The organism is Streptomyces sp. NBC_00582 (assembly GCF_036345155.1).
GTDB lineage: Bacteria > Actinomycetota > Actinomycetes > Streptomycetales > Streptomycetaceae > Streptomyces.
This window is the reverse complement of sequence record NZ_CP107772.1, coordinates 6,430,970-6,455,483: the sequence shown is the minus strand read 5'-3', so window position 1 is coordinate 6,455,483 and position 24,514 is coordinate 6,430,970. Positions and strand designations below refer to the sequence as shown.

Annotated in this window: 26 protein-coding genes; 8 read left to right on the top strand and 18 right to left on the bottom strand. The window is 70.8% G+C overall.

Annotated elements, in window-relative coordinates; translation table 11 throughout:
- Positions 1 to 80: 80 nt before the first annotated feature.
- A complete protein-coding gene (locus OG852_RS29055; RefSeq protein ID WP_133917469.1) occupies positions 81 to 446 on the top strand; it encodes a four-helix bundle copper-binding protein in 366 nt (121 codons plus the stop codon).
- 61 nt (positions 447 to 507) lie between these two features.
- On the opposite strand, the gene OG852_RS29050 is transcribed toward OG852_RS29055, so the two are convergent.
- Together OG852_RS29050 and OG852_RS29045 are read right to left on the bottom strand one after the other, a co-directional pair.
- Positions 508 to 1,152, bottom strand: a complete 645-nt coding sequence (locus OG852_RS29050) for an HAD family hydrolase (RefSeq protein WP_133917468.1) — start codon at positions 1,150 to 1,152, stop codon at positions 508 to 510.
- Positions 1,145 to 2,434: an LCP family protein gene (locus OG852_RS29045; RefSeq protein WP_133917467.1), complete on the bottom strand. Its 1,290-nt coding sequence runs from the start codon at positions 2,432 to 2,434 to the stop codon at positions 1,145 to 1,147. The genes OG852_RS29050 and OG852_RS29045 overlap by 8 nt, the downstream gene beginning before the upstream one ends.
- Before the next feature lie 120 nt (positions 2,435 to 2,554).
- On the opposite strand from OG852_RS29045, the gene OG852_RS29040 reads away from it, so the two are divergent.
- Complete coding sequence (locus OG852_RS29040; RefSeq protein WP_133917466.1) at positions 2,555 to 3,112, top strand: acyl-CoA thioesterase; 558 nt, start codon at positions 2,555 to 2,557, stop codon at positions 3,110 to 3,112.
- Positions 3,113 to 3,139: 27 nt separating this feature from the next.
- Here OG852_RS29040 and OG852_RS29035 read toward each other — a convergent pair whose 3' ends face one another.
- The 3 genes from OG852_RS29035 to OG852_RS29025 form a co-directional block, all read right to left on the bottom strand.
- The gene (locus tag OG852_RS29035; protein WP_133917465.1) at positions 3,140 to 3,583 is read right to left on the bottom strand and encodes an SRPBCC family protein; all 444 of its coding nucleotides are present in this window, start codon (positions 3,581 to 3,583) and stop codon (positions 3,140 to 3,142) included.
- A gap of 488 nt (positions 3,584 to 4,071) precedes the next feature.
- Positions 4,072 to 4,224, bottom strand: a complete 153-nt coding sequence (locus OG852_RS29030) for a helix-turn-helix domain-containing protein (protein ID WP_133917495.1) — start codon at positions 4,222 to 4,224, stop codon at positions 4,072 to 4,074.
- Between the two features lie 91 nt (positions 4,225 to 4,315).
- Positions 4,316 to 4,858 (bottom strand): hypothetical protein, encoded by a 543-nt coding sequence (locus OG852_RS29025; protein WP_133917463.1) that lies wholly within the window; start codon positions 4,856 to 4,858, stop codon positions 4,316 to 4,318.
- Positions 4,859 to 4,989: 131 nt separating this feature from the next.
- Between OG852_RS29025 and OG852_RS29020 the strand changes: the two genes are divergently transcribed.
- Entirely contained in the window at positions 4,990 to 5,724 is a 735-nt protein-coding gene (locus OG852_RS29020; RefSeq protein ID WP_330349420.1) for a tyrosine-type recombinase/integrase, read from the top strand.
- Between the two features lie 9 nt (positions 5,725 to 5,733).
- Positions 5,734 to 6,165, top strand: coding sequence for a site-specific integrase (locus OG852_RS29015; RefSeq protein ID WP_330351516.1), 432 nt, complete (start codon positions 5,734 to 5,736; stop codon positions 6,163 to 6,165).
- Between the two features lie 200 nt (positions 6,166 to 6,365).
- Here OG852_RS29015 and OG852_RS29010 read toward each other — a convergent pair whose 3' ends face one another.
- Positions 6,366 to 7,523 carry an acyl-CoA dehydrogenase gene (locus OG852_RS29010; RefSeq protein WP_133917462.1) on the bottom strand — a complete coding sequence of 386 codons (1,158 nt, stop codon included), beginning with the start codon at positions 7,521 to 7,523 and terminating at the stop codon, positions 6,366 to 6,368.
- A gap of 202 nt (positions 7,524 to 7,725) precedes the next feature.
- Here OG852_RS29010 and OG852_RS29005 point away from each other — a divergent pair, with 202 nt between their 5' ends.
- Both OG852_RS29005 and OG852_RS29000 read left to right on the top strand, forming a co-directional pair.
- Positions 7,726 to 9,069: a UDP-glucose dehydrogenase family protein gene (locus OG852_RS29005; protein ID WP_330349419.1), complete on the top strand. Its 1,344-nt coding sequence runs from the start codon at positions 7,726 to 7,728 to the stop codon at positions 9,067 to 9,069.
- A gap of 194 nt (positions 9,070 to 9,263) precedes the next feature.
- Positions 9,264 to 9,662 carry a VOC family protein gene (locus OG852_RS29000; protein ID WP_133917460.1) on the top strand — a complete coding sequence of 133 codons (399 nt, stop codon included), beginning with the start codon at positions 9,264 to 9,266 and terminating at the stop codon, positions 9,660 to 9,662.
- Here OG852_RS29000 and OG852_RS28995 read toward each other — a convergent pair.
- From OG852_RS28995 to OG852_RS28980, 4 genes are all read right to left on the bottom strand, one after another.
- Positions 9,659 to 10,762: a dipeptidase gene (locus OG852_RS28995; RefSeq protein WP_330349418.1), complete on the bottom strand. Its 1,104-nt coding sequence runs from the start codon at positions 10,760 to 10,762 to the stop codon at positions 9,659 to 9,661. The two genes, OG852_RS29000 and OG852_RS28995, sit on opposite strands and share 4 nt — an antisense overlap.
- Positions 10,763 to 10,869: 107 nt before the next feature.
- Positions 10,870 to 12,057, bottom strand: a complete 1,188-nt coding sequence (locus OG852_RS28990) for a dipeptidase (RefSeq protein ID WP_330349417.1) — start codon at positions 12,055 to 12,057, stop codon at positions 10,870 to 10,872.
- Complete coding sequence (gene purE / locus OG852_RS28985; protein ID WP_133917457.1) at positions 12,054 to 12,575, bottom strand: 5-(carboxyamino)imidazole ribonucleotide mutase; 522 nt, start codon at positions 12,573 to 12,575, stop codon at positions 12,054 to 12,056. Before purE ends, OG852_RS28990 begins: the two co-directional genes overlap by 4 nt.
- Entirely contained in the window at positions 12,572 to 13,711 is a 1,140-nt protein-coding gene (locus OG852_RS28980; RefSeq protein ID WP_330349416.1) for a 5-(carboxyamino)imidazole ribonucleotide synthase, read from the bottom strand. Before OG852_RS28980 ends, purE begins: the two co-directional genes overlap by 4 nt.
- Positions 13,712 to 13,932: 221 nt before the next feature.
- Here OG852_RS28980 and OG852_RS28975 point away from each other — a divergent pair, with 221 nt between their 5' ends.
- A complete protein-coding gene (locus OG852_RS28975; protein ID WP_133917455.1) occupies positions 13,933 to 14,463 on the top strand; it encodes a GtrA family protein in 531 nt (176 codons plus the stop codon).
- Between the two features lie 62 nt (positions 14,464 to 14,525).
- On the opposite strand, the gene OG852_RS28970 is transcribed toward OG852_RS28975, so the two are convergent.
- Together OG852_RS28970 and OG852_RS28965 are read right to left on the bottom strand one after the other, a co-directional pair.
- The gene (locus tag OG852_RS28970) at positions 14,526 to 15,800 is read right to left on the bottom strand and encodes an ATP-binding protein (RefSeq protein ID WP_133917454.1); all 1,275 of its coding nucleotides are present in this window, start codon (positions 15,798 to 15,800) and stop codon (positions 14,526 to 14,528) included.
- A gap of 53 nt (positions 15,801 to 15,853) precedes the next feature.
- Positions 15,854 to 16,531, bottom strand: a complete 678-nt coding sequence (locus OG852_RS28965; protein ID WP_067251025.1) for a response regulator transcription factor — start codon at positions 16,529 to 16,531, stop codon at positions 15,854 to 15,856.
- Between the two features lie 545 nt (positions 16,532 to 17,076).
- On the opposite strand from OG852_RS28965, the gene OG852_RS28960 reads away from it, so the two are divergent.
- Complete coding sequence (locus OG852_RS28960) at positions 17,077 to 18,573, top strand: oligopeptide:H+ symporter (RefSeq protein WP_330349415.1); 1,497 nt, start codon at positions 17,077 to 17,079, stop codon at positions 18,571 to 18,573.
- A 114-nt stretch (positions 18,574 to 18,687) separates the two neighbouring features.
- On the opposite strand, the gene OG852_RS28955 is transcribed toward OG852_RS28960, so the two are convergent.
- The 6 genes from OG852_RS28955 to OG852_RS28930 all read right to left on the bottom strand — a co-directional run bounded on the left by OG852_RS28955 (position 18,688) and on the right by OG852_RS28930 (position 24,500).
- The gene (locus tag OG852_RS28955) at positions 18,688 to 19,956 is read right to left on the bottom strand and encodes a hypothetical protein (protein WP_443064663.1); all 1,269 of its coding nucleotides are present in this window, start codon (positions 19,954 to 19,956) and stop codon (positions 18,688 to 18,690) included.
- Between the two features lie 67 nt (positions 19,957 to 20,023).
- The gene (locus tag OG852_RS28950) at positions 20,024 to 21,151 is read right to left on the bottom strand and encodes a hypothetical protein (RefSeq protein ID WP_443064573.1); all 1,128 of its coding nucleotides are present in this window, start codon (positions 21,149 to 21,151) and stop codon (positions 20,024 to 20,026) included.
- Positions 21,148 to 21,975 (bottom strand): hypothetical protein, encoded by an 828-nt coding sequence (locus OG852_RS28945; protein ID WP_330349414.1) that lies wholly within the window; start codon positions 21,973 to 21,975, stop codon positions 21,148 to 21,150. The genes OG852_RS28950 and OG852_RS28945 overlap by 4 nt, the downstream gene beginning before the upstream one ends.
- Before the next feature lie 36 nt (positions 21,976 to 22,011).
- On the bottom strand, positions 22,012 to 22,701 hold the full coding sequence (locus OG852_RS28940) for an LPXTG cell wall anchor domain-containing protein (RefSeq protein ID WP_208117384.1): 690 nt from the start codon (positions 22,699 to 22,701) through the stop codon (positions 22,012 to 22,014).
- A 709-nt stretch (positions 22,702 to 23,410) separates the two neighbouring features.
- Entirely contained in the window at positions 23,411 to 23,905 is a 495-nt protein-coding gene (locus OG852_RS28935) for an ATP-binding protein (RefSeq protein ID WP_133917450.1), read from the bottom strand.
- 217 nt (positions 23,906 to 24,122) lie between these two features.
- A complete protein-coding gene (locus OG852_RS28930) occupies positions 24,123 to 24,500 on the bottom strand; it encodes an STAS domain-containing protein (protein WP_330349413.1) in 378 nt (125 codons plus the stop codon).
- Between the last annotated feature and the right edge of the window lie 14 nt (positions 24,501 to 24,514).

Below are 24,514 nucleotides of genomic sequence, written 5' to 3'. Positions count from 1 at the left end.
GATGGCGGGCGGGGCGGTGGGGGCGTAGGACGGTAGTGCACGGGGCCTGCCCCGGGCCCCTCAGCCCTCCAGGAGGAGCCATGACCCAGCAGCAGTCGGCCATGACGGCGATGAGCAAGGAGATGCAGGACTGCGTCCAGGCGTGCATGTCCTGCCACACCATCTGCGAGGAGACGATGAGCTCCTGCATGCAGATGGGCGGCCAGGCCCAGATGCAGATCATGCGCGCGCTGATGGACTGCTCGGAGATGACCCGCATGTGCGCCGACATGATGATGCGGCGCTCGCCCATGTCGGCCGAGATGTGCGCGATGTGCGCCAAGGCCTGTGACATGTGCGCCGAGGCGTGTATGTCCATGCCGGACGATCCGCAGATGATGCGGTGCGCCGAGGCGTGTCGCCGCTGCGCCGAGTCGTGTCGCACGATGGCGGGCGCCCGGATGTGATCCCCGCCTGAACGCGGTCAGGGGCGCCCCTGCGGGGTGCCCCTGGTCGTCGTCGGCGCGCTCAGTCGAACAGCGGTGCCAGTTCCCGCTCCAGGTCGGCCGGTTCGCGGTAGTGGACGGCCCGCATGCCGAGCGCCGCGGCCGCGTCCACGTTCTCCGGGGTGTCGTCGACGAACAGACACCGCTCGGGCCGTACGCCGGCCCGCGCCGCCCCGAGTTCCAGGATGCGCGGGTCGGGCTTGACGAGACCGACGCGGGCGCTGCTGACGACGTCGTCGGCGAGGTCGGTCAGCCCCATCGCGGCGAGGTCGGCCTCCAGGCCGGTCGTGGCGTTGCTGACCAGGACCAGCGGCACCCGGGTGCGGGCGCGGCGCAGCAGGGCGACCACCTCGTCGTCGGCGTGGAAGGGCGACTCCAGCAGTGCGGTGCCGAGCGACCAGGCCGTCTCCTCGTCCTCCACCAGCGGGGCCAGGCCCTCGGCGATGGCGGCGACCCACTCCTGCTCGGTGATCTGCCCGAGCAGCAGCGGCCCGTCGACCTCCGGGGAGAACGCCACCTTCTTGGTGGTGCCCTCCGCCAGCCCGGCGGCGCGTTCCAGCGCCTCCAGATGGGCGGAGTCGAAGTGGCGTACCACGTTGTCGATGTCGCAGAGCACGGCGTCGAAGGGACGGCCGGACGCCGCTCTGTCCCCACCCTGGTCAGTCACCGCTCACCGTGACCTTCTCGTCGTTGTTCAGCTCGTTCACGAGCTGCTTGACCTTCGTCTTGTCCCAGACGAGGTTGCCGCCGGAGGAGCCGGAGATCGGCATGTTCATGGACACGCCGTCGCCGCCGTTGACGCCCTTCATGGCGAAGAACATGGACCCGAGGTCGTACAGCCCCATGTCCTTGTCGACGATCAGGGAGTCCAGGCCCGCGCCCATCACCGGGTAGAACTTGAACGGGTTGAGGATCGTCGACGGGGTGGCCACCTGGTGGGCGAGGGCGGCGAGGAACTTCTGCTGGTTCTTGGTGCGCTGCAGGTCGGAGGCGGCGAACGCGTGCCGGGTCCGGACGAAGGCGAGCGCCTCCTCGCCGTTCAGGGTCTGCTTGCCGGCCTTGAAGTCGGCGCCCGAGTACTTGTCCTTGAACGCCTTGTCGATGGTGATGTCCACCCCGCCGACCGCGTCCACGATGTTCGCGAAGCCGGCGAAGCCGATCTCGACGTAGTGGTCGATGTGCAGGCCGGTGTTGTACTCGACGGTCCGCACGAGCAGGGTCGGGCCGTCCTCGGCGTAGGCGGCGTTCAGCTTGGTGTGCCGGCCCGTGCCCTTGAAGGTCTTGCCGGACTCCGAGCCGACGTACGTCGGGATCTCCACGTCCGAGTCGCGCGGCAGGGAGATGAGCGTGTCGCCGCTGGACCCGACGTGCAGGATCATCATCGAGTCGGTGCGCTTGCCCTCGGCGGAGCCGGTGTGCAGCTCCTTCTTCTCCGCGGCGGACATGCCCTCACGGCTGTCGGAGCCGACGATCAGGTAGTTGGTGCCGTCGCCCTGCTCGGGGCGGTCGATGACCTTCGAGAGGTCGACCTCGCGGCGCAGTTTCCCGTCGGCCCAGAAGTAGGTGGAGACCGAGGTCACGACCAGGACGGTCACGACGGCGATCGCGGTCCACTTGATCCGGCGGCGCCAGTCGGGCGCGGGGCGGGAGCCCTGCGGGTACGCGCCCGCGGGGCCGCCCGGCTGCCCGGGGCCGCCCGGGGACCCGTAGACCTGGCCCGAGCTGTAGCCGCTGTCGTAGCCGGACTGCCGGGCGTGGGTGTAGTCGCCGTGTCCCTGGCCGCTGGCGTACGACGGCTGCTGGGGGACTCCGGCGCCCTGCGGCGGGGCGGCGGGGCCGCGCCGGACCTGCCGCATGACACGCGCGCTCTCGGGCTGCGCGTTCGCGCCGCCGTTTCCGTACCGGGAGCCTCGGTCGTCGCCGGACCATCCCTCGGGCCAATCGTTCATGCGGAACAGTGTGCAGGCCGCGGCCGTGTCCCTCACAAGGGGTGTCGGAAAATCAGCGCTCCGCTGTTGCCAAGCTGACACAAAGTTCCGGCTTGTCCCCCTCGGCATAAGGTGGAGGTCATGACAGACCAGGTCACCGCAGTGGACTCGGACCTCCCGGACATCCCGGGCAAGCCCACGTCCGCGTCCCGCACCACCCTCAGCCACATCATGACCCACAACGACACCAACCTCCTCGGGACGGTGCACGGCGGTGTGATCATGAAGCTCGTCGACGACGCGGCGGGCGCCGTGGCCGGCCGGCACTCCGGCGGTCCCGCCGTCACCGCGTCCATGGACGAGATGGCGTTCCTGGAGCCGGTCCGCGTGGGCGACCTCGTCCATGTCAAGGCGCAGGTCAACTGGACCGGCCGGACCTCGATGGAGGTCGGTGTGCGGGTCCTGGCGGAGCGCTGGAACGAGTCGGCGCCGCCCACCCAGGTCGGCTCGGCCTATCTGGTGTTCGCCGCGGTGGACGCCGACGGCAAGCCGCGGGTGGTGCCGCCGGTCCTGCCGGAGACCGACCGCGACCGCCGCCGCCACCAGGAGGCCCAGATCCGCCGCACCCACCGCCTGGCCCGCCGTCGCGCGATCCGCGAGCTCCGGGAGCGGCGGATCGCGGAGGGGTACGAGGACTGACGCACCCGGCCCGCCCCCGGACGGGTCTCAGAGCAGCCGGGCCAGCTTGCCGAACGACTGGGTCCAGCCCTCCTCGTGCAGGGCGCGGCGCCGTTCGGTGGCGAAGGCTCCCTGGGTGAGGGTCAGTTCGGTCGAGGTGCCGGGCAGGGCCCGGAGCGACAGGGTCACGACCGTCTCCCGGTCCTCCGGGTCGGGCTCCTCCCAGCGGAAGGTGCAGCGCAGGAGCCGCGGAGGATCGACGTCGAGGAACTCCCCCACCAGGTGGAACACGGCGCCTTCCGGGGGCCGCATCGCGATGCGGTACGTCCCTCCCGGCCTCGGGTCGCTCTCCACCCGCGGGATGCCGAATCCGTCGGGGCCCCACCACCGGGCGAGCTCCTCCGGTTCCGTCAGGGCCCGGAACACGGCCGCGGGCGGTGCGTCCAGGACGCACCGCAGCCGCAGCAGCAGGCCCTCGCCGGGTGTGCTCACCCCTCCATCGTGGACCGGGCTCCCGTCGGGCACCACACGCTCCCGCCCTCCGGCCGGGAGACGGACGGAGGACGGGAGCGGCGTGCCGGGCGGGTGTTACGGGAGGTTGCGGGCCATGACGATCCGCTGTTGTCCCTCTCACAGGGAGGTGTCCGCAGAGCCTCATAACGACTTAGGAACTGCCCAGCCCGCAGGCCGTGCCAGAGGAACACCGCCGAGTGTGCATGGCCCCCAGAGGATCGCTCCTCCACTGTTCTGAATTAATGCGACACAGGAGGAGGCCGCCCGGAGGTGGCTTCCCTCACGTCACGCCCCTGTGGTGTTGATACGGCCCCACCATTCCCGGTAGACCGACAGAACTTGTTCCGTCAGACCATCGAAGTCGTACACAAGGTTCCTGTTCCGGCTTACCTGGATTCCCGCATACCTAAAACGCCGCGTACGGGCCTTGGCCGACTTTTGATGGGTCTCGCAATACTGACAATTCCTCAGTTCTGTTCGTCCAGCCATTTTTCCAAGTCAGCCGGTCGGCAGCGGAGGGACTGACCCACCTTTCGGAATGGGATCTTCTCGTCACGCCAGTTCCCGTGTACCCATGACCGGGGCTTGTTCAGATACCCGGCTACGTCATCCACTGTCATCAGTTTGGCCAAGCGCTCCTCCGGAAACAGAAGGCCCCCGAGTCGCCTCGGGGGCCGTGAGTTATTAAGTTCTGCATTACGAGGGAGGTCGCTACCCCTTCGAAACCGCCATAGATTCGATGATCTTCGACGTTTTATCGGTCAGCTCTCCCCCGGCCTTTCCAGCGATCGTGCCCAAGTAGCCTTCACGCCGAGCCCGCTTCAAGTGATCCTTGATGGTCTCCGGCTTACGGCCGATCAGCTTCGCCAATCGCCTCACGGGGGCCACGGCTCCCATGTCGGCCATGGACGCGTAGGTGAACGAGAGAACAGCCAAGTAGCGCTCCGAAACACCCTCGTTGGCCAGCAGAAGCCCGGCCGTCTCCCCTGATTCGGTGAGCGCCTTCGCCGTGTCCTCCAAGACGCTCTGAGCCTGCGGTGCCATCTTGGCCAGGTTCAGAGCCGCAGCAAGGTCGAGCCTGCGCAGCACAGTCGTGGAGATGCCACGGGCTACGTCCCGTGCGGGCGCGTCGGCGGCCGGCTCGATGGTGATGCGCCGCGGGCCGCCAGTCACAGGTCCTGTCGGCCACCACATGCGAACCGTCCACCCCCCTTGCTGCTGCTCGATCTCAAAGCCGCTCTCATCTGCTCGCATACCCTCACCATACACCACCCTGAGGGCTCCACCCAGGGTTGACAACACAGGGTGGGCAAGCTCAATCTGAGGTCAGGTGCTCCCGGCGCACTCATCGAGCACTCCCCTTGGACAGAAAGGCCAGCACCTCCGTGGCTAGAGCTTGGGTTGCGCGTTCGAAGGACGACCCGAAGAAGTGGACGACGTACTGGTACGACCCAGACGGCAAGCAGCGGCAGAAGACCTTCGAGAGCAAGAAGCGAGCCGACGACCAGCGCAAGCGCAAGGAACAGGAACTCGACGCCGGGACCTACCTGGACGACCGGTTGGGCAAGCAGCCCGTGACGGCCGTGTGGGAGCAGTGGACGAATCGAAGGAAGCTGGAGAACAGCACCAAGAAGCAGTACCGGTCCATCCAGAAGACGACTCTTGAGCCGTTCTTCAAGGCCCGTTCCATCGTGTCCCTGAAGGTCGCTGACGTTGAGCAGTGGCTCTTGTGGATGGAACAGGACCGGAAGCTCTCCGCTCGCACACGGCGTCAGCGGTTCTCGTTCTTCTCCGGGATGATGGACTGGGCTGTCGTCAACGAGATCATCGGCCGGAACCCGTGCAAGAAGGTCAAGGGCGCGGGCAGCCGCGCCAAGGAGATCCGGGAGCACAAGAGCACCGCGCGGCGGCTCACGACGCGGGAAGTCCTGGCGATGCTCGATGCCGCTCCTCCGCGATACCGCGCGATGCTGTGGCTCATGGCCGGGTGCGGCCTGCGGTTGGGTGAGGCCATGGCGGTGTCCCGCGATCAAATCGACTTCAAGGCCGAGACGCTTCGCGTCGACTTTCAGATTGCGGAGGACGGAGACACCGCTTCGGGGAAGAACAGCGCGATTTAGCGTCGGCACATCAAGGCGCGTGACGAAGGCGAGCCAGGGCGTTCCGTCCCCCTCCCGCCGAACGTCGCCTTCGAGCTTCGGCGGCACATCAAGAACCACGGCGTATGGGGGCCGGAGCGGCTTCTCTTCCCCAACGTGACGCGGACCGGCTACCTCTACGCGTCGTACTTCTACCCGAAGATCTGGATGGAGGCTCTGGGCAAGGGACAGGTGAAGTACTGCAAGGCGCACTCACTCCGGCACTACTACGGGTCGCGGCTGCTGTACGCCGGCGTCCCAGAGAACGACGTGGCCGACTGGATGGGCCACAGCAGTACTGACGTGCTCAGGGAGCACTACCACTACATCTTCGAAGGGGCCGAGCAACGCGGCCGGGCAGCCATCGCAACCATGCTGACGCCCGGCGCGGACGACCCCACGGAGGCGACAGAGGTCGCCTGATCCACGTACGACAACAGCCCCCGGCAAGTACGCCGGGGGCTGCGTTGTTTGTGCAGGTCAGTGGCTGTTTTCAGCCCGGCATCCACCCAGGATTCCCCCAGCATGACGCCCAGGAACGGCCCTGATCGGGCCGCAACGGGCAGAAAGCCGAGGGCGTCTCTCCGGACCTTCGAAACAGCTCCTGACCTGCAAAAACCCTGCTAAGGCAGGTTCCTCGCCATCACGATCCGCTGAACTTGGTTCGTGCCCTCATAAATCTGGGTGATCTTGGCGTCGCGCATCATCCGCTCGACCGGGTAGTCCCGCGTGTAGCCGTAGCCGCCGAGGAGCTGGACGGCGTCCGTGGTGACCTCCATCGCCACGTCCGAGGCGAAGCACTTGGCGGCGGCGCCCTGGAAGGTGAGGTCGCGGTCGCCGCGCTCGGACTTGGCGGCGGCCGCGTAGGTGAGCTGGCGGGCGGCCTCGATCTTCATGGCCATGTCGGCCAGCATGAACTGGATGCCCTGGAAGTCGGCGATCGGCTTGCCGAACTGCTTGCGCTCCTGGACATAGCCCTTGGCGTAGTCGAAGGCGCCCTGCGCGACACCGAGGGCCTGGGCGGCGATGGTGATGCGGGTGTGGTCGAGGGTCGCCATCGCCGTCGCGAAGCCGGTGCCCTCCTCGCCGATCATGCGGTCCGCGGGGATGCGGACGTTGTCGAAGTAGACCTCGCGGGTCGGGGAGCCCTTGATGCCGAGCTTCTTCTCCGGGGCGCCGAAGGAGACACCGGGGTCGGACTTCTCGACGACGAAGGCCGAGATGCCCTTGGAGCGCTTGGTGGGGTCGGTGACCGCCATGACGGTGTAGTACTCGCTGACGCCCGCGTTGGTGATCCAGCGCTTCACACCGTTGAGGATCCAGTGGTCGCCGTCACGGACCGCCTTGGTCTTCATGCCGGCCGCGTCCGAGCCCGCGTCCGGCTCCGAGAGGCAGTACGAGAACATCGCGTCGCCCTTGGCGAGCGGCGTCAGGTACTTCTTCTTCAGGTCCTCGGAGCCGGACAGGATCACCGGCAGCGAGCCCAGCTTGTTGACGGCCGGGATGAGGGAGGAGGACACACAGGCGCGGGCCACCTCCTCGATGACGATCACGGTCGCCAGGGCGTCGGCGCCCGCGCCGCCGAACGACTCGGGTACGTGCACCGCGTGCAGGTCGCTCGCGACCAGCGCGTCCAGGGCCTCCTGCGGGAACCGGGCCTCTTCGTCCACCGCTGCGGCGTACGGCGCGATCTTCGCCTCGGCCAGTGCGCGAACGGTGTCCCGGAGCATGTCGTGCTCCTCGGACGGGCGGTACAGGTCGAAGTCAGCCGATCCGGCCAAGGTTGCTCACGCTCCAAAGACGCTAGCGATTACCGACGCTAATTACCGTTAAGTAACTCAAATTTTAGAGGCCCGACCGCGCGTCTGACACGTGAGCTGGACAACAACAGGAAGCCTGGGGAGGGAAAGCGCCCGGTGAGGGCTCCGACCCGCCCGGATATGCTCGGGCGCGCGCACCCCCCGCTTACTGTCTGGAGCTTCCATGAGCCTCAAGATCACCGTGATCGGCACCGGCTATCTCGGGGCCACGCACGCGGCCGCCATGGCCGAGCTGGGCTTCGAGGTGCTCGCCCTGGACGTGGTGAAGGAGAAGATCGAGAAGCTGGAGCGCGGGGAGACCCCGATGTACGAGCCGGGGCTCGAGGAGCTGCTGCGCCGGCATGTCGCGGGGATCGAGGGCTCCACCGGACGGCTGCGCTTCACGATGGACTGGGCCGAGGTCGGCGCCTTCGGCGATGTGCACTTCGTCTGTGTGAACACCCCGCAGAAGCACGGCGAGTACGCCTGCGACATGTCGTACGTCGAGTCCGCGATCGCCTCGCTCGCCCCGCATCTGGCCCGGCCCGCCCTCGTCGTCGGCAAGTCGACGGTGCCCGTCGGCTCCGCCGAGCGGCTCGCCCGGACGATCGCCGAGCTGGCGCCCGCCGGCGCGGACGCCGAGCTGGCCTGGAACCCGGAGTTCCTGCGGGAGGGCCTCGCCGTCGAGGACACCCTGCACCCCGACCGGATCGTGGTCGGCGTGCGCAGCGAGCGGGCGGAGAAGCTGCTGCGGAAGGTGTACGCCACGCCGATGAGGGAGGGCTCGCCGTTCGTCGTCACCGACTTCCCGACGGCCGAGCTGGTGAAGACTTCCGCGAACTCCTTCCTCGCCACGAAGATCTCCTTCATCAACGCGATGGCGGAGGTGTGCGAGGCCGCCGGCGGCGATGTCGCCAAGCTCGCCGAGGCCATCGGGTACGACGACCGCATCGGCAAGAAGTTCCTGCGGGCCGGGATCGGCTTCGGCGGCGGGTGTCTGCCCAAGGACATCCGCGCCTTCATGGCCCGCGCCGGTGAGCTCGGCGCCGACCAGGCGCTGACCTTCCTGCGGGAGATCGACTCCATCAACATGCGCCAGCGCGGGCAGATGGTGGAGCTGGCCCGGGAGGCCCTCGGCGGGGGCCCCTTCCTGGGCCGCCGGGTCGCGGTGCTCGGCGCCACCTTCAAGCCCGACTCGGACGACGTCCGGGACTCGCCCGCGCTCAACGTCGCCGGGCAGATCCACCTCCAGGGCGGCCAGGTGACCGTCTACGACCCCAAGGGCATGGAGAACGCCCGCCGGGTCTTCCCGACGCTCGGCTACGCCCCCTCGGCCCTGGAGGCGGTCCGGGGCGCGGACGTCGTCCTGCATCTGACGGAATGGCGTGAGTTCCGCGAGCTGGACGCGGCGGCCCTCGGGGAGGTGGCGGCGGCCCGGCTGATCCTCGACGGGCGCAACGCGCTCGACCCGGCGGTGTGGCGCAAGGCGGGCTGGACGTACCGGGCCATGGGGCGTCCCACGGCGTGAGCGTGCCGGGCCGAGCGCAGGGTGACGCCGGTTCGGCCGAGGCTCAGTCGGCCGAACCGGCGTCTGCGTGCATTCTGCCGTACGTGGCTGCCGTATGCGGGGTGAACCCCCTGTGCGTCTTGCTGTCGATCTCCTGTGGGTTACGCCGGGTTACGCGAGGTTACCCACGACGGCCGGGCGGGCAGGCGTCCCTCATGGCATCCGTCGTGCGTTTCCGCTCCGTCGTGCTGGACTGTCCCGAGCCGCGCAGCCTCGCCGCGTTCTACGCGGGGCTCCTGGGCGGCACCCCCTGGGCCGAGGAGGGCGAGGACGACTGGTACGTCCTCCAGGTCCCCGGCGGCCCCCGGCTCGCGTTCCAGCAGGTCGAGGGGTACACCCCGCCCGAGTGGCCGCGCGCCGACCGCAACCCCCAGCAGTTCCACCTCGACCTCGACGCCGGCGCCACCTGGGCGGAGGTCGACGCGGCCCATGAGCGGGCGCTGGCGCTCGGGGCACGGCCGCTGGACCTGGAGGACCGGGAGAAGAAGGATTTCCAGGTGTACGCCGATCCGGCGGGCCACCCGTTCTGCCTCTGCCGGATCGAGCACCCCTAAGCGCTCGGGCGGTCCCGTTTCTGGGCCGCGCGGGCCGCGAAGTCGGCGCTGCGCAGCACGCGCTGGACATTGCCCCAGGTCAGCAGGGCCACGTCGGTCTCCGGCCAGCCCCTTTGGAGGAGCTCCGCGACGAGGTGGGGGTAGCCGGAGGGGTCGGTGAGGCCCTGCGGAGGGGCGGCGCCGGTGTCGTAAGCGCCCGACAGGCCCACGCTCCCGGGGCCCGCGACGGCGCGGACGTGGTCGAGGTGGTCGGCGACGTCCCGCAGCGTGGGGCCGGTCTGCTCGGCGGTCAGCGGCACCATGCACACGCCCCCCGCCGCGCCCAGCTCGGCGAGCAGGCCGTCGGGGAGGTTGTCGGGGTGGGGGCGCAGCGCGCGGGAGGCGGAGCGCATCGCCAGCACCGGCGTCCGGGACAGGGTGAGGACCCGGCCGAGGGTGGCGTCGGAGGCGCCGGAGAGGTCGGCGAGGACACCGAGCCGGTTCATCTCCCGTACGGCCTCCTCGCCGAACCGGGTCAGTCCCGCCTCGCTCGCCCAGGCGGTGCCGGCGAGGGTGAGGACACGCAGTCCGAGGGAGCGCAGCACGCGCAGGACGGCGAGGGAGCCGTCGAGGGCCGCCGCGCCGGCCGGGCCGAGCACGACGGCGACCCGGCCGCAGTTGCGGGCGTCGAGGACCTCTCCCGCGGTCCGGGCGAGCCGCAGCCCCTGCGGATGGGCGGCGACCGCCGCGCGGGCGAGGTCGAGCTGCTCCAGGGTGGCGCCGAGGGCCCGGTCGGGGGCGTGGCCCTCGGGCGGCTCCAGGGCGCAGAACAGCGCGCCGACCCGGCCGCGCCGCAGCCGGGGCACATCGGTGGCGACGGCGCTCTCGCCGAGTTCGAGGTCGTACCAGGGCAGCTCCCGCAGCGCCCCCGCCAGCCCGCTGCAGCCGTCGGCGACGGGGTGCCGGGCGAGCAGCGCGTGCGCCCGCTCCAGGGGGTCGGGGGGCGCGGCGTACGGGTCCGTGCGGGGGACGGGTGGTTCGGGGACCTCGGACGGGTCGTGCGGTTCGTCCTGCCGTTCGTCCCGCAGCTCGCCCTGCAGTTCGTCCTGGAGGTCGGCCATGGCGGTCTCCGTACGTCGGTCAGCGGTACGGCCACCGTCGCACGGGGGCGGGACGGCTTCCTGGTGGGCGGGGCGTTCGGGGGTACGGTCCGCCCACCGGGTACGGCTCAGCCGTCGAGGGACTCGATCGTCGCGTTGGACGGGCCCCGTGTGGTGCGCAGCTCGCGGGAGACGTCCTCCGCCGCGCCCAGCACCCGCACCGCGTTCTGCCAGGTCAGCTTGGCGATGTCGGCTCTGGACCAGCCGCGGTCGAGGAGTTCCGCGATGAGGTTGGGGTAGCCGGAGACGTCGTTGAGGCCGTCGGGGGTGAAGGCCGTGCCGTCGTAGTCGCCGCCGATGCCCAGGTGGTCGATGCCGGCCACCGCGCGCATGTGGTCGAGGTGGTCCGCGACCGTCGCGGCCGTGGGGACCGGGCGGGGGTGCGCCTGCTCGAAGGCCCGGTGGACCTTCATCGCCTCGGGGGTGGTGTCCAGGTCGAAGAACCCGTGCGCCCGCAGGTTCGCGCTCGCCGCGGCGGTCCATTCGACGGCCGCCTGCAGCACGAACTTCGGGACGAACGTGACCATCGCGACGCCACCGTTGGCGGGGAGGCGTTCGAGGACGTCGTCCGGGATGTTGCGGGGGTGGTCGCAGACCGCGCGCGCCGAGGAGTGCGAGAAGATCACCGGCGCGGAGCTGGCGTCCAGCGCGTCGCGCATGGTGGTCGCGGCGACGTGCGAGAGGTCGACGAGCATGCCGATCCGGTTCATCTCGCGCACCACCTCGCGGCCGAACGCCGTGAGGCCGCCCGCCGCCGGCTCGTCGGTCGCGGAGTCCGCCCAGTCCACGTTGTCGTTGTGGGTGAGGGTGAGATAGCGGACGCCGAGCGCGTACAGGCCGCGCAGGGTGCCCAGCGAGTTGGCGATGGAGTGGCCGCCCTCGGCGCCCATCAGGGAGGCGATACGGCCCTGTGACCGTGCCGCCTCCATGTCGGCGGCGGTGAGCGCGGTGCGCAGGTCGGCCGGGTGACGGTCGACGATCTGCCGTACGCAGTCGATCTGCTCCAGGGTCGCCGTGACCGGGTCGGGCAGATCGGCGCGCACGTACACCGACCAGAACTGCGCGCCGACGCCGCCCGCGCGCAGCCGGGGGAGGTCGGTGTGCAGATGTCCGGCCTGGGAGGTGGCGAGGTCGCGGGCGTCGAGGTCGTAGCGGACCTGTTCGCGCAGGGCCCACGGCAGGTCGTTGTGGCCGTCGACGACCGGGAACTCGGCGAGGAGTTCCCGGGCTGCCTCGAGTGAGCTCAAGGCCGTCACTTCCCGAAGCCGAAGCCGGCCGTGCCCTCGACCTTGGCGCGCAGCCGCTTGCCCTTCTCGGTGGCCTGGTCGTTCAGCTCCTGCTGGAAGTCGCGCATCCGGGCGAGGAGGTCCTCGTCGTGGGTGGCGAGGATCCGGGCGGCGAGGAGGCCCGCGTTGCGGGCGCCGCCGACGGAGACCGTGGCGACGGGGACGCCGGCCGGCATCTGCACGATCGACAGGAGGCTGTCCATGCCGTCGAGGTACTTCAGCGGGACGGGCACGCCGATCACCGGGAGCGGGGACACCGAGGCGAGCATGCCGGGCAGGTGGGCGGCGCCGCCGGCGCCCGCGATGATCACCTTCAGTCCGCGGTCGGCCGCCTGCTCGCCGTACGCGATCATCTCGCGGGGCATGCGGTGCGCGGAGACGACGTCGACCTCGTAGTCGATCTCGAACTCGTCGAGGGCCTGGGCGGCGGCCTCCATGACGGGCCAGTCGCTGTCCGATCCCATGACGATGCCAACAACGGGGCTCATTCGGTGATCGTGCCTCTCAGGTAGCCGGCTGCGTGACGGGCGCGCTCCAGCACGTCGTCGAGGTCGTCGCCGTAGGTGTTGACGTGGCCGACCTTGCGGCCGGGCTTCACGTCCTTGCCGTACATGTGGATCTTGAGCTGGGGGTCGCGGGCCATGCAGTGCAGATAGGCCGCGTACATGTCCGGGAAGTCGCCGCCGAGGACGTTGACCATGACCGTCCAGGGGGCGCGGGGGCGCGGGTCGCCGAGGGGGAGGTTCAGCACGGCGCGGACGTGGTTGGCGAACTGGCTGGTGATCGCGCCGTCCTGGGTCCAGTGGCCGGAGTTGTGCGGGCGCATCGCGAGCTCGTTGACGAGGATGCGGCCGTCGCGGGTCTGGAAGAGCTCGACCGCGAGGTGGCCGACCACGCGGAGTTCCTTGGCGATGCGCAGCGCCATCTCCTCCGCCTGGAGGGCGAGGACGTGGTCCAGGTCGGGGGCCGGCGCGATGACTGTGTCGCAGACGCCGTTGACCTGCTGCGACTCCACGACCGGGTAGGCGACGGCCTGGCCGTGCGGGGAGCGGACGACGTTGGCGGCGAGCTCGCGGACGTAGTCGACCTTCTCCTCGGCGAGGACGGGGACGCCGGCGCGGAAGGGCTCGGCGGCCTCCTCGGGGGTCTCCACGACCCACACGCCCTTGCCGTCGTAGCCGCCGCGGACGGTCTTCAGGACGACGGGGAAGCCGTCGCCCTCGGCCGCGAAGCGGACCACGTCCTCGGGGTCGCTCACGATCCGGTGCCGGGGGCAGGGCACACCGATCGCGTCGAGCTTCGCGCGCATCGCGCCCTTGTCCTGGGCGTGCACCAGCGCGTCGGGGCCGGGGCGGACGGGGATGCCGTCCGCCTCCAGCGCCCTGAGGTGCTCGGTGGGTACGTGTTCGTGATCGAAGGTGATCACATCGCAGCCCCGCGCGAAGTCACGCAGCGTGTCGAGATCGCGGTAGTCGCCGATGACGACATCGCTCACGACCTGCGCCGCGGAGTCCTGGGGGGTGTCACTGAGGAGCTTGAACCTGATGCCCAACGGAATGCCCGCCTCGTGTGTCATACGAGCGAGCTGGCCTCCGCCGACCATGCCGACTACCGGAAACGTCACGCCCCAAGGGTATCGGCCGCTCCCCCCGGACCCGCTCCCGAGCCCGCCGGGGCGCGGACCCCGGCTTCTTACGGGGCTTTTCCCCGGCTCATACCAGCCGTTTGCCGCGTTCTTCCCGACCTGTTTCCGACCCGTGAGGCGGAGCACAGGAAACCGACAAGAGTGGTGGTTAGCATGGCTGAGTTGACACAACCGAGACCCGAACGGGGGCCTGTACGACCATGGCGCATGGTTCCTCGGGGCAAGGACGGCTGCGGGCTGTGGCCCGTGAGCTGGTCAAATTCGGGGCTGTGGGCGGTGCCGGGGTGCTGGTGAACCTCGGGGTGTTCAACCTCGTACGGCACCTCACGGATCTGCAGGTGGTGCGCGCCAGTGTCATCGCGACCGTCGTGTCCATCGTCTTCAACTACATCGGGTTCCGGTACTTCACCTACCGTGACCGCGACAAGAGCGGGCGTACGAAGGAACTGACGCTGTTCCTGCTATTCAGCGCGGTCGGGCTGGTCATCGAGAACGGGTTGCTGTTCGCGGCGACGTACGGCTTCGGGTGGGACAGTCCGCTGCAGAGCAACGTGTTCAAGTTCGTCGGCATCGGGATCGCGACGTTGTTCCGCTTCTGGTCGTACCGCACCTGGGTCTTCCGCGCCCTCCCGGCGAAGGAGGCGGTGGCCAGCGCCGAGTCCTTCCTGACGGAGGAGTCCCTGATCGGCGAACAGTCCCGCAAACCGAAACCACGACAGCGGGTGGGCTGAACACGGGGCCCCGGCGGGGCACCCACCACGGCAGGGCGCCCCCGCCGTCCCGCCGCGCCGCCCTACCTGACCATCGGTTCCTCGTCCTGGGGGGTTCTCTTCTGGGGGGCCGTGCGGGAGAGGAAGAGGCCGAAGACCGGGGGTTGGGCCTGGAGCATTTCCAGGCGGCCGCCGTCGGCCTCGGCGAGGTCGCGGGCCACCGCGAGGCCGATGCCCGTGGAGTTGCGGCCGCTGATCGTGCGTTCGAAGATGCGGGCGCCGAGGTCGGCGGGGACGCCGGGGCCCTCGTCGGTGACCTCGATGACCGCCTGGTTGCCGGTGACCCGGGTGCGCAGGGCGACCGTGCCGCCGCCGTGCATGAGGGAGTTCTCGATCAGCGCGGCGAGGACCTGGGCGACCGCGCCCGGCGTGCCCACGGCCCGCAGATGGCGCTTGCCGGAGCTGACGATGGCCCGGCCCGCGCTGCGGTAGGCGGGGCGCCACTCGGCGAGCTGCTGCTGGATGACCTCGTCGAGGTCGAAGGAGACGGCGGAGCCGGTGCGCGGGTCGCGGGCGTTGGTCAGCAGGCGCTGCACGACGTCCGTGAGGCGTTCCACCTGCGCCAGCGCGATCGTCGCCTCCTCCTTCACCGTGTCGGGGTCGTCGGTGAGGGTGATCTCCTCCAGCCGCATCGACAGGGCTGTCAAAGGGGTGCGGAGCTGGTGGGAGGCGTCGGCGGCGAGACGGCGCTCGGCGGTGAGCATGCGGCCGATGCGTTCCGCGGAGGAGTCCAGCACGTCCGCCACCCGGTCGAGTTCCGGGACGCCGTAGCGCTTGTGGCGGGGGCGCGGGTCGCCCGAGCCGAGGCGTTCGGCGGTCTCCGCGAGGTCGGTGAGCGGGGAGGCGAGCTTGTTGGCCTGGCGGATGGCCAGCAGGACCGCCGCGACGACCGCGAGCAGCGCCACCAGGCCGATGATCAGCAGCGTGCGCCCGACCTCGCGGGTGATCGTGGAGCGGGGCTCCTCGACCCGGACGGTCTCACCGCCCTCCCCCCGCTCCTCGGCGTGGATGACGTCACCGCTCGGCCGGGTGCCGACCTCGATCGGCTCCCGGCCCGGGATGCTGATCACGGCGTAGCGGTCCTGCGTGACCTGGTCGCGCAGGATCTCGCCGGTGACGTCCTCGGAGCCGAGCAGCCGGCTGTCCACGATGCCGACGAGCCGCACCGCCTCGGAATCCACCCGTTCCTGGGCGCTGTTGCTGATCGTGCGGCTCTCGACGATCACGAGGGACACGCCGAAGACGGCGATCACCACGAGCACGACGGCGAGGGTGGACTGGATCAGTCGGCGGCGCATGTCCTCATATCCAGGGGGACCGTGAGCGGTTCATCCCACGCGGCGGGAAGCGCTCAGCTCTTCTCGAAGCGGAAGCCCACACCGCGCACGGTGGCGATGTAGCGGGGGTTCGCCGCGTCGTCGCCGAGCTTCTTGCGCAGCCAGGAGATGTGCATGTCGAGGGTCTTGGTGGACGACCACCACGTGGTGTCCCAGACCTCGCGCATGAGCTGGTCGCGGGTGACGACCCGGCCCGCGTCCCGCACGAGGACCCGCAGCAGGTCGAACTCCTTGGCCGTCAGCTGGAGTTCCTCGTCGCCCATCCAGGCACGGTGGGACTCGACGTCGATGCGCACCCCGTGGGTGGCGGGCGGCTGCGCGGGCTCGGCGGCACCGCGCCGCAGCAGGGCCCGTACCCGGGCGAGGAGTTCGGCGAGCCGGAAGGGCTTGGTGACGTAGTCGTCCGCGCCCGCGTCGAGTCCGACGACGGTGTCCACCTCGTCGGCGCGCGCGGTCAGGATGAGGATCGGCACGGCGTGCCCCTCGGAGCGCAGCCGGCGGGCGACCTCGAGGCCGTCCATGCCGGGCAGGCCGAGGTCCAGTACGACCAGGTCGACGCCGCCCTGCATCCCTGCGTCGAGCGCGGTGGGTCCGTCCTCACGCACCTCGACCTCGTACCCTTCCCGGCGCAGGGCGCGGGCCAGCGGCTCCGAGATGGACGCGTCGTCCTCGGCGAGCAGTACACGGGTCATGAGCTGATGGTAGACCGCGGCGGGCACGGCCCGAAGTGTGATCGGCGCCGCTGTTTCTTACCGAGGGACATGCCGGACAATCGGCCCGCCACGCCGGGGGCGATCTTGGTACGGACCTATGGTCGCGGGGTGGCAGGATAGTACGGACCTTCGAAACCCACCTGCGGTTCCTTGATCACCTGTGATCCGAGTCTCAAATGTATTCATTTCCGACACTTGCCTGACGTATGGTGAAACAACGCCTGTAGCACCGCGGGGACCTTTGGCGCACGTGACGCCGAGGGTCTCTTTTGTGTGCGGGCCGGTGCGGGGCACGCCCCCGCCGGCCGTGAAAGGAATGACCTCTGGCCGGGCCTCTGCTCGCGCAACGCGCGTAGAGGCGTGGATCCCGGTGGTCGCCGTCCACCGCCCCGCGATCCGGGGCGGACTCCCCGAGGGCGTGGGGTGGACGGTCCGACCCGCCGGTGCCGGCCGCCCCCCACCGGGCGCGTGACCGCTCAGGCAAGCCCGCTCAAGCAGCGCGTCCCGACCAGCAAGGAACGACCATGGCGTCCAGCCTGACGAAGGACTCGGTCCGTCCGGCCACCCCCGGCTCCGGGAAGACCTTCTTCGGCCACCCCCGCGGACTGGCCACCCTCTTCATGACCGAGATGTGGGAGCGCTTCTCCTACTACGGCATGAAGGCCCTGCTCCCGCTGTACCTGGTGGCCCCGGGCGGCCTGCACCTGAGCGCGGCCACCGCGACCGCGATCTACTCGGTGTACCTGTCGCTCGTGTACCTGCTCGCCCTGCCCGGCGGCTGGTTCGCGGACCGTGTCCTCGGCCCCCGCAGGACCGTCGCCGTCGCCGGCGCGGTCATCATGCTCGGCCACCTCACCCTGGCCCTGCCCAGCGCCGGCACCTTCTACGCGGGCCTCGGGCTCGTCGCGGTCGGCTCCGGTCTGCTGAAGGCCAACATCTCCACGATGGTCGGCCACCTCTACGAGGGCCCGGACGACCCGCGCCGCGACGGTGGCTTCACCGTCTTCTACATCGGCATCAACCTGGGCGCCTTCGCCGCCCCGCTGGTCATCGGCACCGTCGGTGAGAACGTCAACTGGCACCTGGGGTTCGCGCTCGCCGCCCTCGGCATGGCGCTGGGTCTCGCCCAGTTCCTGCTCGGCAGCCGTCACCTGAGCGCGCACTCGGACGTCGTACCGACCCCGATGAGCGCCGCGGAGAAGACCGCGACCCTGCGCAAGGCCGGTCTGTGGGCCGCCGTCGCCGCCGTCTTCTACACGGTCGTGGTCGTCTCCGGCCACTACACCCTGAACTGGCTGCTGGTCCCGATCACCATCGCCGGTCTGGTCATCCCGGTCATGGTCATCGGCCGTATCAAGCGGGACAAGGACCTGGACCGCGCCGAGCAGTCGAAGATGTCCGCGTACATCTGGTTCTTCGTGGCCGCGGCCGTGTTCTGGATGATCTACGACCAGGGCGGTTCGACCGTGTCCCTGTTCGCGGACTCCTCCGCCGACAACACCGTCCTCGGCTGGGAGTTCCCGGTCTCCTGGTACCAGTCGGTCAACCCGGTCATGATCATGGCGCTGGCGCCGGTCTTCGCCTGGGCCTGGCTGGCGCTGGCGCGGCGCGGCAAGGAGCCGAGCACCGCGGTGAAGTTCGCGATGGGCCTGGTCCTGATCGGCGCGTCCTTCTTCCTGTTCCTCGCCCCGCTGGCGATCGCCGACGGCGGTCACAAGGCGGCCGCGATGTGGCTGGTGGCGATCTACTTCGTGCAGACCGTGGGTGAGCTGACGCTGTCGCCGGTGGGTCTGTCGGTCACCACGAAGATGGCGCCCGCGAAGTATGCCTCGCAGATGATGGGTGTCTGGTTCCTCGCGGTCACCGCGGGTGACGCGACCACGGGTCTGCTGTCCATCGCCGGGGTCGACCTGAACAGGACGGGGATCGTCGCCCTTCAGGCGGTGCTCGCGCTGATCGCCGGTGCGGCGGTGTGGATGTACCGGAAGAGGGTGCGGGAACTGATGGGCGACGTTCACTGATCGTCGTTCCGAAGAGGGCCACCGTGTTGTCGAGCACGGTGGCCCTCTTGTGTTTCGGCTGTCCGTCGTCGGTGGCTGGGCGCGCAGTTCCCCGCGCCCCCCGGGTGGGACCGGTCAGCGCGTCTGCCTGCGTCCCGGCATGAAGGTGAAGACCGCCGCGCCCAGGAGGACCGCCGTTCCGGCCACCAGGCCCAGGGCCTTCAGGGAGGAGTGGTTGCCGGCGCCCGTTTCCGCGAGGCCGCCGCCGGTGGACGTACTCGACGAGGACGAGCCGCTGCCGCCGGACGCTCCGCTCGCCTGTTCGGCCGTGTCCAGGGTGAGGGAGACGGCCGTGCTGTCCGGGGTGCAGGTGGTGGTCGTGCCCATCGCCTCGATGGTGAGGACGCCCGGGGAGAGCGTGGACTCGCCGGTCGCGCCGGGCTTGTAGGTGCCGGTGAGGTCCGGGATCTCGATCGGGTCGCCCTGCGGGATGGCCGCGGAGTTCAGCGGGCCCTCCACCTTCACCGAGCCCGAGTCCGCGCCGCCCAGCACGACCTGCATGGTCGGCTTCACCTTGCCCGCCGGGATGTCGATCGGGCTGTCCATCACCGACTTCTTGAACTGCACGGTGAGGTCGTAGCTCCCGCCGTCCTTCTTGGCGTTGATCTGGATCGGCGAGGTCGCCTTCTTCACTCCGAGCGGTGAGTCGCAGGTGTACGGGATGTCCACGACCTTGCCGGTGAAGTCGGTCCGCCCGTCGTCACCGGTGGCGCTCGCGGACGCGGACGCGGTGGCGCTCGCGGACGCGGACGCGGAGGCGCTCGCCGACGCGGAGGCGGAGGCGGACGGGGACTGGCTGGCGCTCGCGCTGCCCGACGGGTCGGACGACGCGCTCGAACTGCCCTCACCCGCCGTCACCGTGATCGTCGCGGCCGACGGGACGGTCGCCGACGGCGTGCAGGTGGTGTTCGTCCCCAGCGCGTTGACGACGTATGCGTCCGGGGTCAGCGTCACCTGGCCCGGAGCCGTCAGTTTCAGCGTGCCCTTCATGTCGGACAGCACCATGGCGCCGCCCTTGGGGATCGCCGGGTTCTCCCGCGGGCCGGTCATCGCGATGTCCGCGCTCTGCGCGCCGGCCGCCTTGAGGGTGCCGGACGGCTGCACCGAGTTCGCGGGCAGGTCGATGATGTCGGGGTTCTTCGACGCGGCCTGCGTGAACTTCCACACGATGTCGACGGTGTCGCCGACCTTCGCCGTGGCCGGCGCGGTGATGTCGACCTTGGAGGTGCCGTCGATCTCGGGCAGGCCCACGCCCGAGGGCGGCACACAGTGCGTGGCGTAGGACACCTCGGCGGCCTGGGCCGGTCCCGCGGTCACGCCGAGCAGCGCGGCGGCCCCGGCGATCAGGACGGCGGCGCCCGCCGCCGCGGCACTCCTGCGCCCGGCCCCGCGCGGGGGTGGTACGGCTCTCTCACTCACTTGGTTCCCTTCCTGCCGGGAGTCGAGGACTCGTCGGATGGTCGTCGTGCGGTGCGGAGAGCCGGCCGCCCGCCGTGGCCGGACCGCTGTCCGGGGTGAACCACGGCAGGCTCGCGGAGGTGCCGGCGGGAACCCGTGAGGGGTCCTCGTCGCCGTCCCCGTCGAGCGGGTGCCGACGGGGCGCCCGGCGGCCGTGGCGGGTGCGTGGCCGTACCCGGTCCACCACCGCCATCCCGATCCGGAAGACCGCCGCCGGCACCACCAGACAGAGCAGGATCCAGAAGAGGGTCACGCCCCAGGGGCGGCCGACGCCCCACGGCTGCTCCGCGAGGACCTTGCCGCCGTACTTCAGGGAGACGGTGTAGTCGCCGTGCGCGCCGGCGGACAGCTCGACGGGCAGCTTCACGCGTGCCTTCCCGCCGGGCGCGATCGTGCCGCGCCACTGCTGCTCGTCCCACTGGGGGGCGAACACCCCGTGCGCGGTGCCGACCTGGAACACCGGGTCCTTCACGGGGGTGGTGCCGAGGTTGCCGACGGTGACGACGAGCGTGCGGGCGGGCGGCGCGCCGAACCAGGTGAGCAGCCCGCTCGAACCGTCGAGCCGGGTGTCCGTGAGGAGGGCGAGGCGTCCGGTGGACGACGCCGCGGGCAGCGGTTCGACGGCGTGCCCGGCCACCTCGAAGACGACGTCGGCCTGGGTCCTCGTACCGGTCGCGGTGGCCACGTGCACCACGCAGGGGCAGGGCACGGGCGGCTCGGCCACCGGCAGCGCGCGGGTGAAGCGTCCGTCGCCGTCGGTGGTGACGGCCCGGCCGTCGGCGTTGGCGCAGGAGTTGGTGCCGCCGATCACTCCTCGGGCCGGGCTGGCCCGACCGCACATCAGCAGCATCAGCAGGGTCCGCGGGCGCCAGCCGCTGCCACTGACGGTGAGCGAGGCGCCGGTCCCGGCCTGGGCGGTGGAGAGGGTGACGGCGGGTTCGCCGGCCGCGGACGAGGTGACGGCGGGGTGCCCGGCCGCCGTCGCCGGGGGCGCGCCCGCGAGCGGGAGCAGGAGGAGGGCCAGGGCCAAGGCCAGTCCAAGGGCCAGGGCCGCCGCCGCGGTCCGGAGTCTGCCGTTCACGTCGTACCCGCTCCCCTCGCATCGGCCTCGCGCCTACGACGTCGTACGACCGCCAGGGCCCCCGCCCCGGCGGACAGCGCGCCCGCGACCGCGCCCGACGCGCCCCACGGCACGAACCTCGCCTCGGCGTCGCCGGTGGCACGGGCGGCACCGGGCGCGGTGACCGTGAGGCGTACGGTCACCGCGTCCAGGGCCGGGCGGTCGGGCCACGGCTCGTCGAGCCTCAGCCGGCGGCCGGGCGCCAGCCGGACGGACAGGGTGCGCGGGGCACGGTCCAGTACGGTGCCGAGGACGCCGTCCGCGCGCACCGCGAGCCGGGGGACGAGGTCCGTCGTGCCCCGGTTGACCAGCTCGTACGTGATCCGGTCGCCGCGCACGGCCACGTGCTCGACGGTCAGCGCGGACAGCCTCGGGCCGCCCACCCGCACCAGCAGCGGCACGGTGAACCGCCGCCCCGTGGACGCCCGTACGACGATCGCGCCGGAGCGGGCGCCCGGGGGCGCGTCCGACGGGAGCGTCACCGTGAACGGCACCTCGGCGCGGGTGCGGGCGGGTATCCGTACGGCCGGTTGCGCGAAGGCGAGGGGAAGTCCGGCGAGGCCGGTGCCGCGCAGGCGTACGGCCAGCGGACGGGTGCCGCGGTTGGTGACGGCGACGGTGTCCTGGAGCACCGCGCCGGGCGCGCCCTCCGCGTAGAACGAGGGCCGCCCACCGCCCAGGGGCGCGGCCGACCAGCCACCGGGGGTGACGGCGGGAACGGCGGCCACCAGCAGGGGCAGGGACGCGAGCAGCAGCGGGCTTCGGGCGGCGCGGGCGTACGGCATCGGCGGCTCCGGTGGCGAGGGGTGGGCGGGCGGCGGTCAGTGGGTGGGCCGCTGGTTCCGCCGGGTCAGCCACAGGACGCCTGCCGCGCCCGCGAGCAGGACGGTTCCGCCGAGGGTGCCGAGGGCGATCGCCGAGTCCTCGGGGCCGGTCTGCGGGAGCTCGTCACCGCTGCCGCCGTCACTGCTGCTTCCTCCGCTGCCTCCGCTTCCGCCGCCCGACGCGGTGACGTCGAGGGTGAGGGAGGGGCCGGGGCTGTTGGTGGGGGTGCAGGTGGTGGTCGTACCGAGCGCCTTGATGGTGAGGATCCCGGCCGTGAAGGTGACCTTGCCGGTCTTCTTCGGGGTGTACGTGCCGCTCAGATCGTTGATCTTGATGGGGGTGTTCTCGGGGATCGCGGCCTGGTTGGCGGCGCCGGTGACGGTCATCGTGCCGCTGTCGGCGCCGCCCAGCTTGATGGTGGCGCTCGGTTTCATCGAACCGGCGCCGAGCTCCACCGGGCTGGAGGAGACGCCTTTCTGCCAGGACATCGTGATCTTGTAGCCGCTGCCGCTCTTGACGCCCTTGATGTCGATCGGCGAGACCGCGCTCTTGTCACCGATGGGCGTCTTGCAGGAGTAGTTGACGTCGACGACCTCGGCCGTGGCCACGGGGGCGGACATCCAGACCGCCGCCCCGGCCAGGGCCGCGGCCGTCACGAGCGCGGCGCTTCGCTTCCGGTTCGACACGGTCCCCTCATTCCTGCCAGTCGCCAGCCGGCCATTTTCCTGACGAGCCATCAGATCGAGCCGTCAAGGTACGCCGGGCAGCATGAGGAGGGAAGAGAAGGCACGGACCGGAGTTGTGACGATCCGGGGGGCGGGGTCGGGGGGTTTCGGGGATGCGGCCGGCAAGGGCGGGAAGGCGAACCCCGAGGGGCGTGGAGGCCAACCCTGAGGGGGCGAGGAGGCCAACCCTGAGGGGGCGAGGAGGTGACCGAGGAGGTGAGGAGGTGACCGAGGAGGTGTGGAGGTGACCGAGGAGGTGTGGAGGCCAGCCCTGAGGGGGCGAGGAGGCCAACCCTGAGGGGGCGGGGATGTGAGACCTGATGGGGCGGGGATGTGAGACCTCGGCGGGCGCCGAAGATGCCGAGCTCACCAAGGGCGAGCGCGCCCGGCACGCCAGGTCGAGGCTGTCGAACCCACCGGGGCCGAGGACGCCGAGCCCACCAGGACCGAGGACGCCGAACCCACCGACGCCAAGCGTGCCCGGCACGCCAGGGCCGAGGCCGTCGAACCCACCGGGGCCGAGGACGCCGGGCCCGCCAGGGGCAGGGTTGCCGAACCCTTCGGAGGCAGGGTCGCCGGGAACTTCGGAGGCAGGGTGGCCGGAGACGTCGGGGCAGGTTGCCGGGAACTTCGGGGGCGGGGACGCCGGCCCCCAGGGTGAAGCCGCCGCTCAGGCCGGGGCGCCCAGTTCCGCCCAGACCGTCTTGCCCGTCAGGCCCGGTGTGCGGACGACGCCCCAGTCGAGGCAGAGGCGCTGGACGATGAACATGCCGTGGCCGCCGGGGCGCCCCGCGCGGTGCGGGGTGCGGGGGGCCGGCTGGCCGGTGCCGCGGTCGGAGACCTCGACCCGGATCACCTTCTTGTCGCAGCCCAGCACCATCCGCTCCGGCCCCTCGGCGTGCAGACAGGCGTTGGTGACCAGCTCGGAGACGACGAGCAGCACATCCTCGGCGGCGGCCCGCTGGTCGGCGGTGGCCGCGGGCAGCCAGCCCCACGCGTACAGCGCCTGCCGGGCGAAGTCGCGGGCCGCAGGGACGACCCCGCTCACGCCGTCGAAGCTCAGCCTGCGGACCTGGGGACCCGCCGACGCCCCGGAAGCGCCGCCGGCCTCCGGCTCCTGCTCCGGACCGCGGTCGCCCGGCGAGTAGGGCCGGGTGGTGCTCATCAGCGCTTCACCTCACCGATTCACCGGTTCACAATTCACGTTCGCCTACCTGCACAAGGAAACTTCACTTCGGCACAGACTGCCGTACAGGGATCAGTACGTGCCGCGTCGGCGTTTCCGTCGACCGTGCCACCGACATGTTCAGGTCCAGGATGTCTCCTGCCCGGCGGAACCCACCGAACACCCCCCGTCCCACCCGAGAGCCGTCCCGGCCGTCTCAGCCGTCCTCGTCGGCGAGCGCCGCCGCGAGGGTGTCGTGCACGGTGAAGACCGCGTCCGCCCCGGTGATCTCGAAGACCCGGGCCACCACGGGCTGCATCCCCGCCAGATGGACCCCTCCCCCGGCCGCCTCGGCCTTCAGCCGGGCACCGAGGAGGACGTTCAGCCCGGTGGAGTCGCAGAACTCCAGCCGTGAGCAGTCCACGACCAGCCTGCTGAGCCCCCTGGAGAGGCACTCTTCGAGTGGCTCGCGCAACAGATCGGCGGTGTGGTGGTCCAGCTCACCCGCCGGAGTCACGACGGCGCTGGAGCCCTCTTCCCGCACCTCGACCAGAAGCCGGCCCGACTGTGCGCTGCCGACCGTCCCGCGGTCCATGCGTCTCTCTCCCG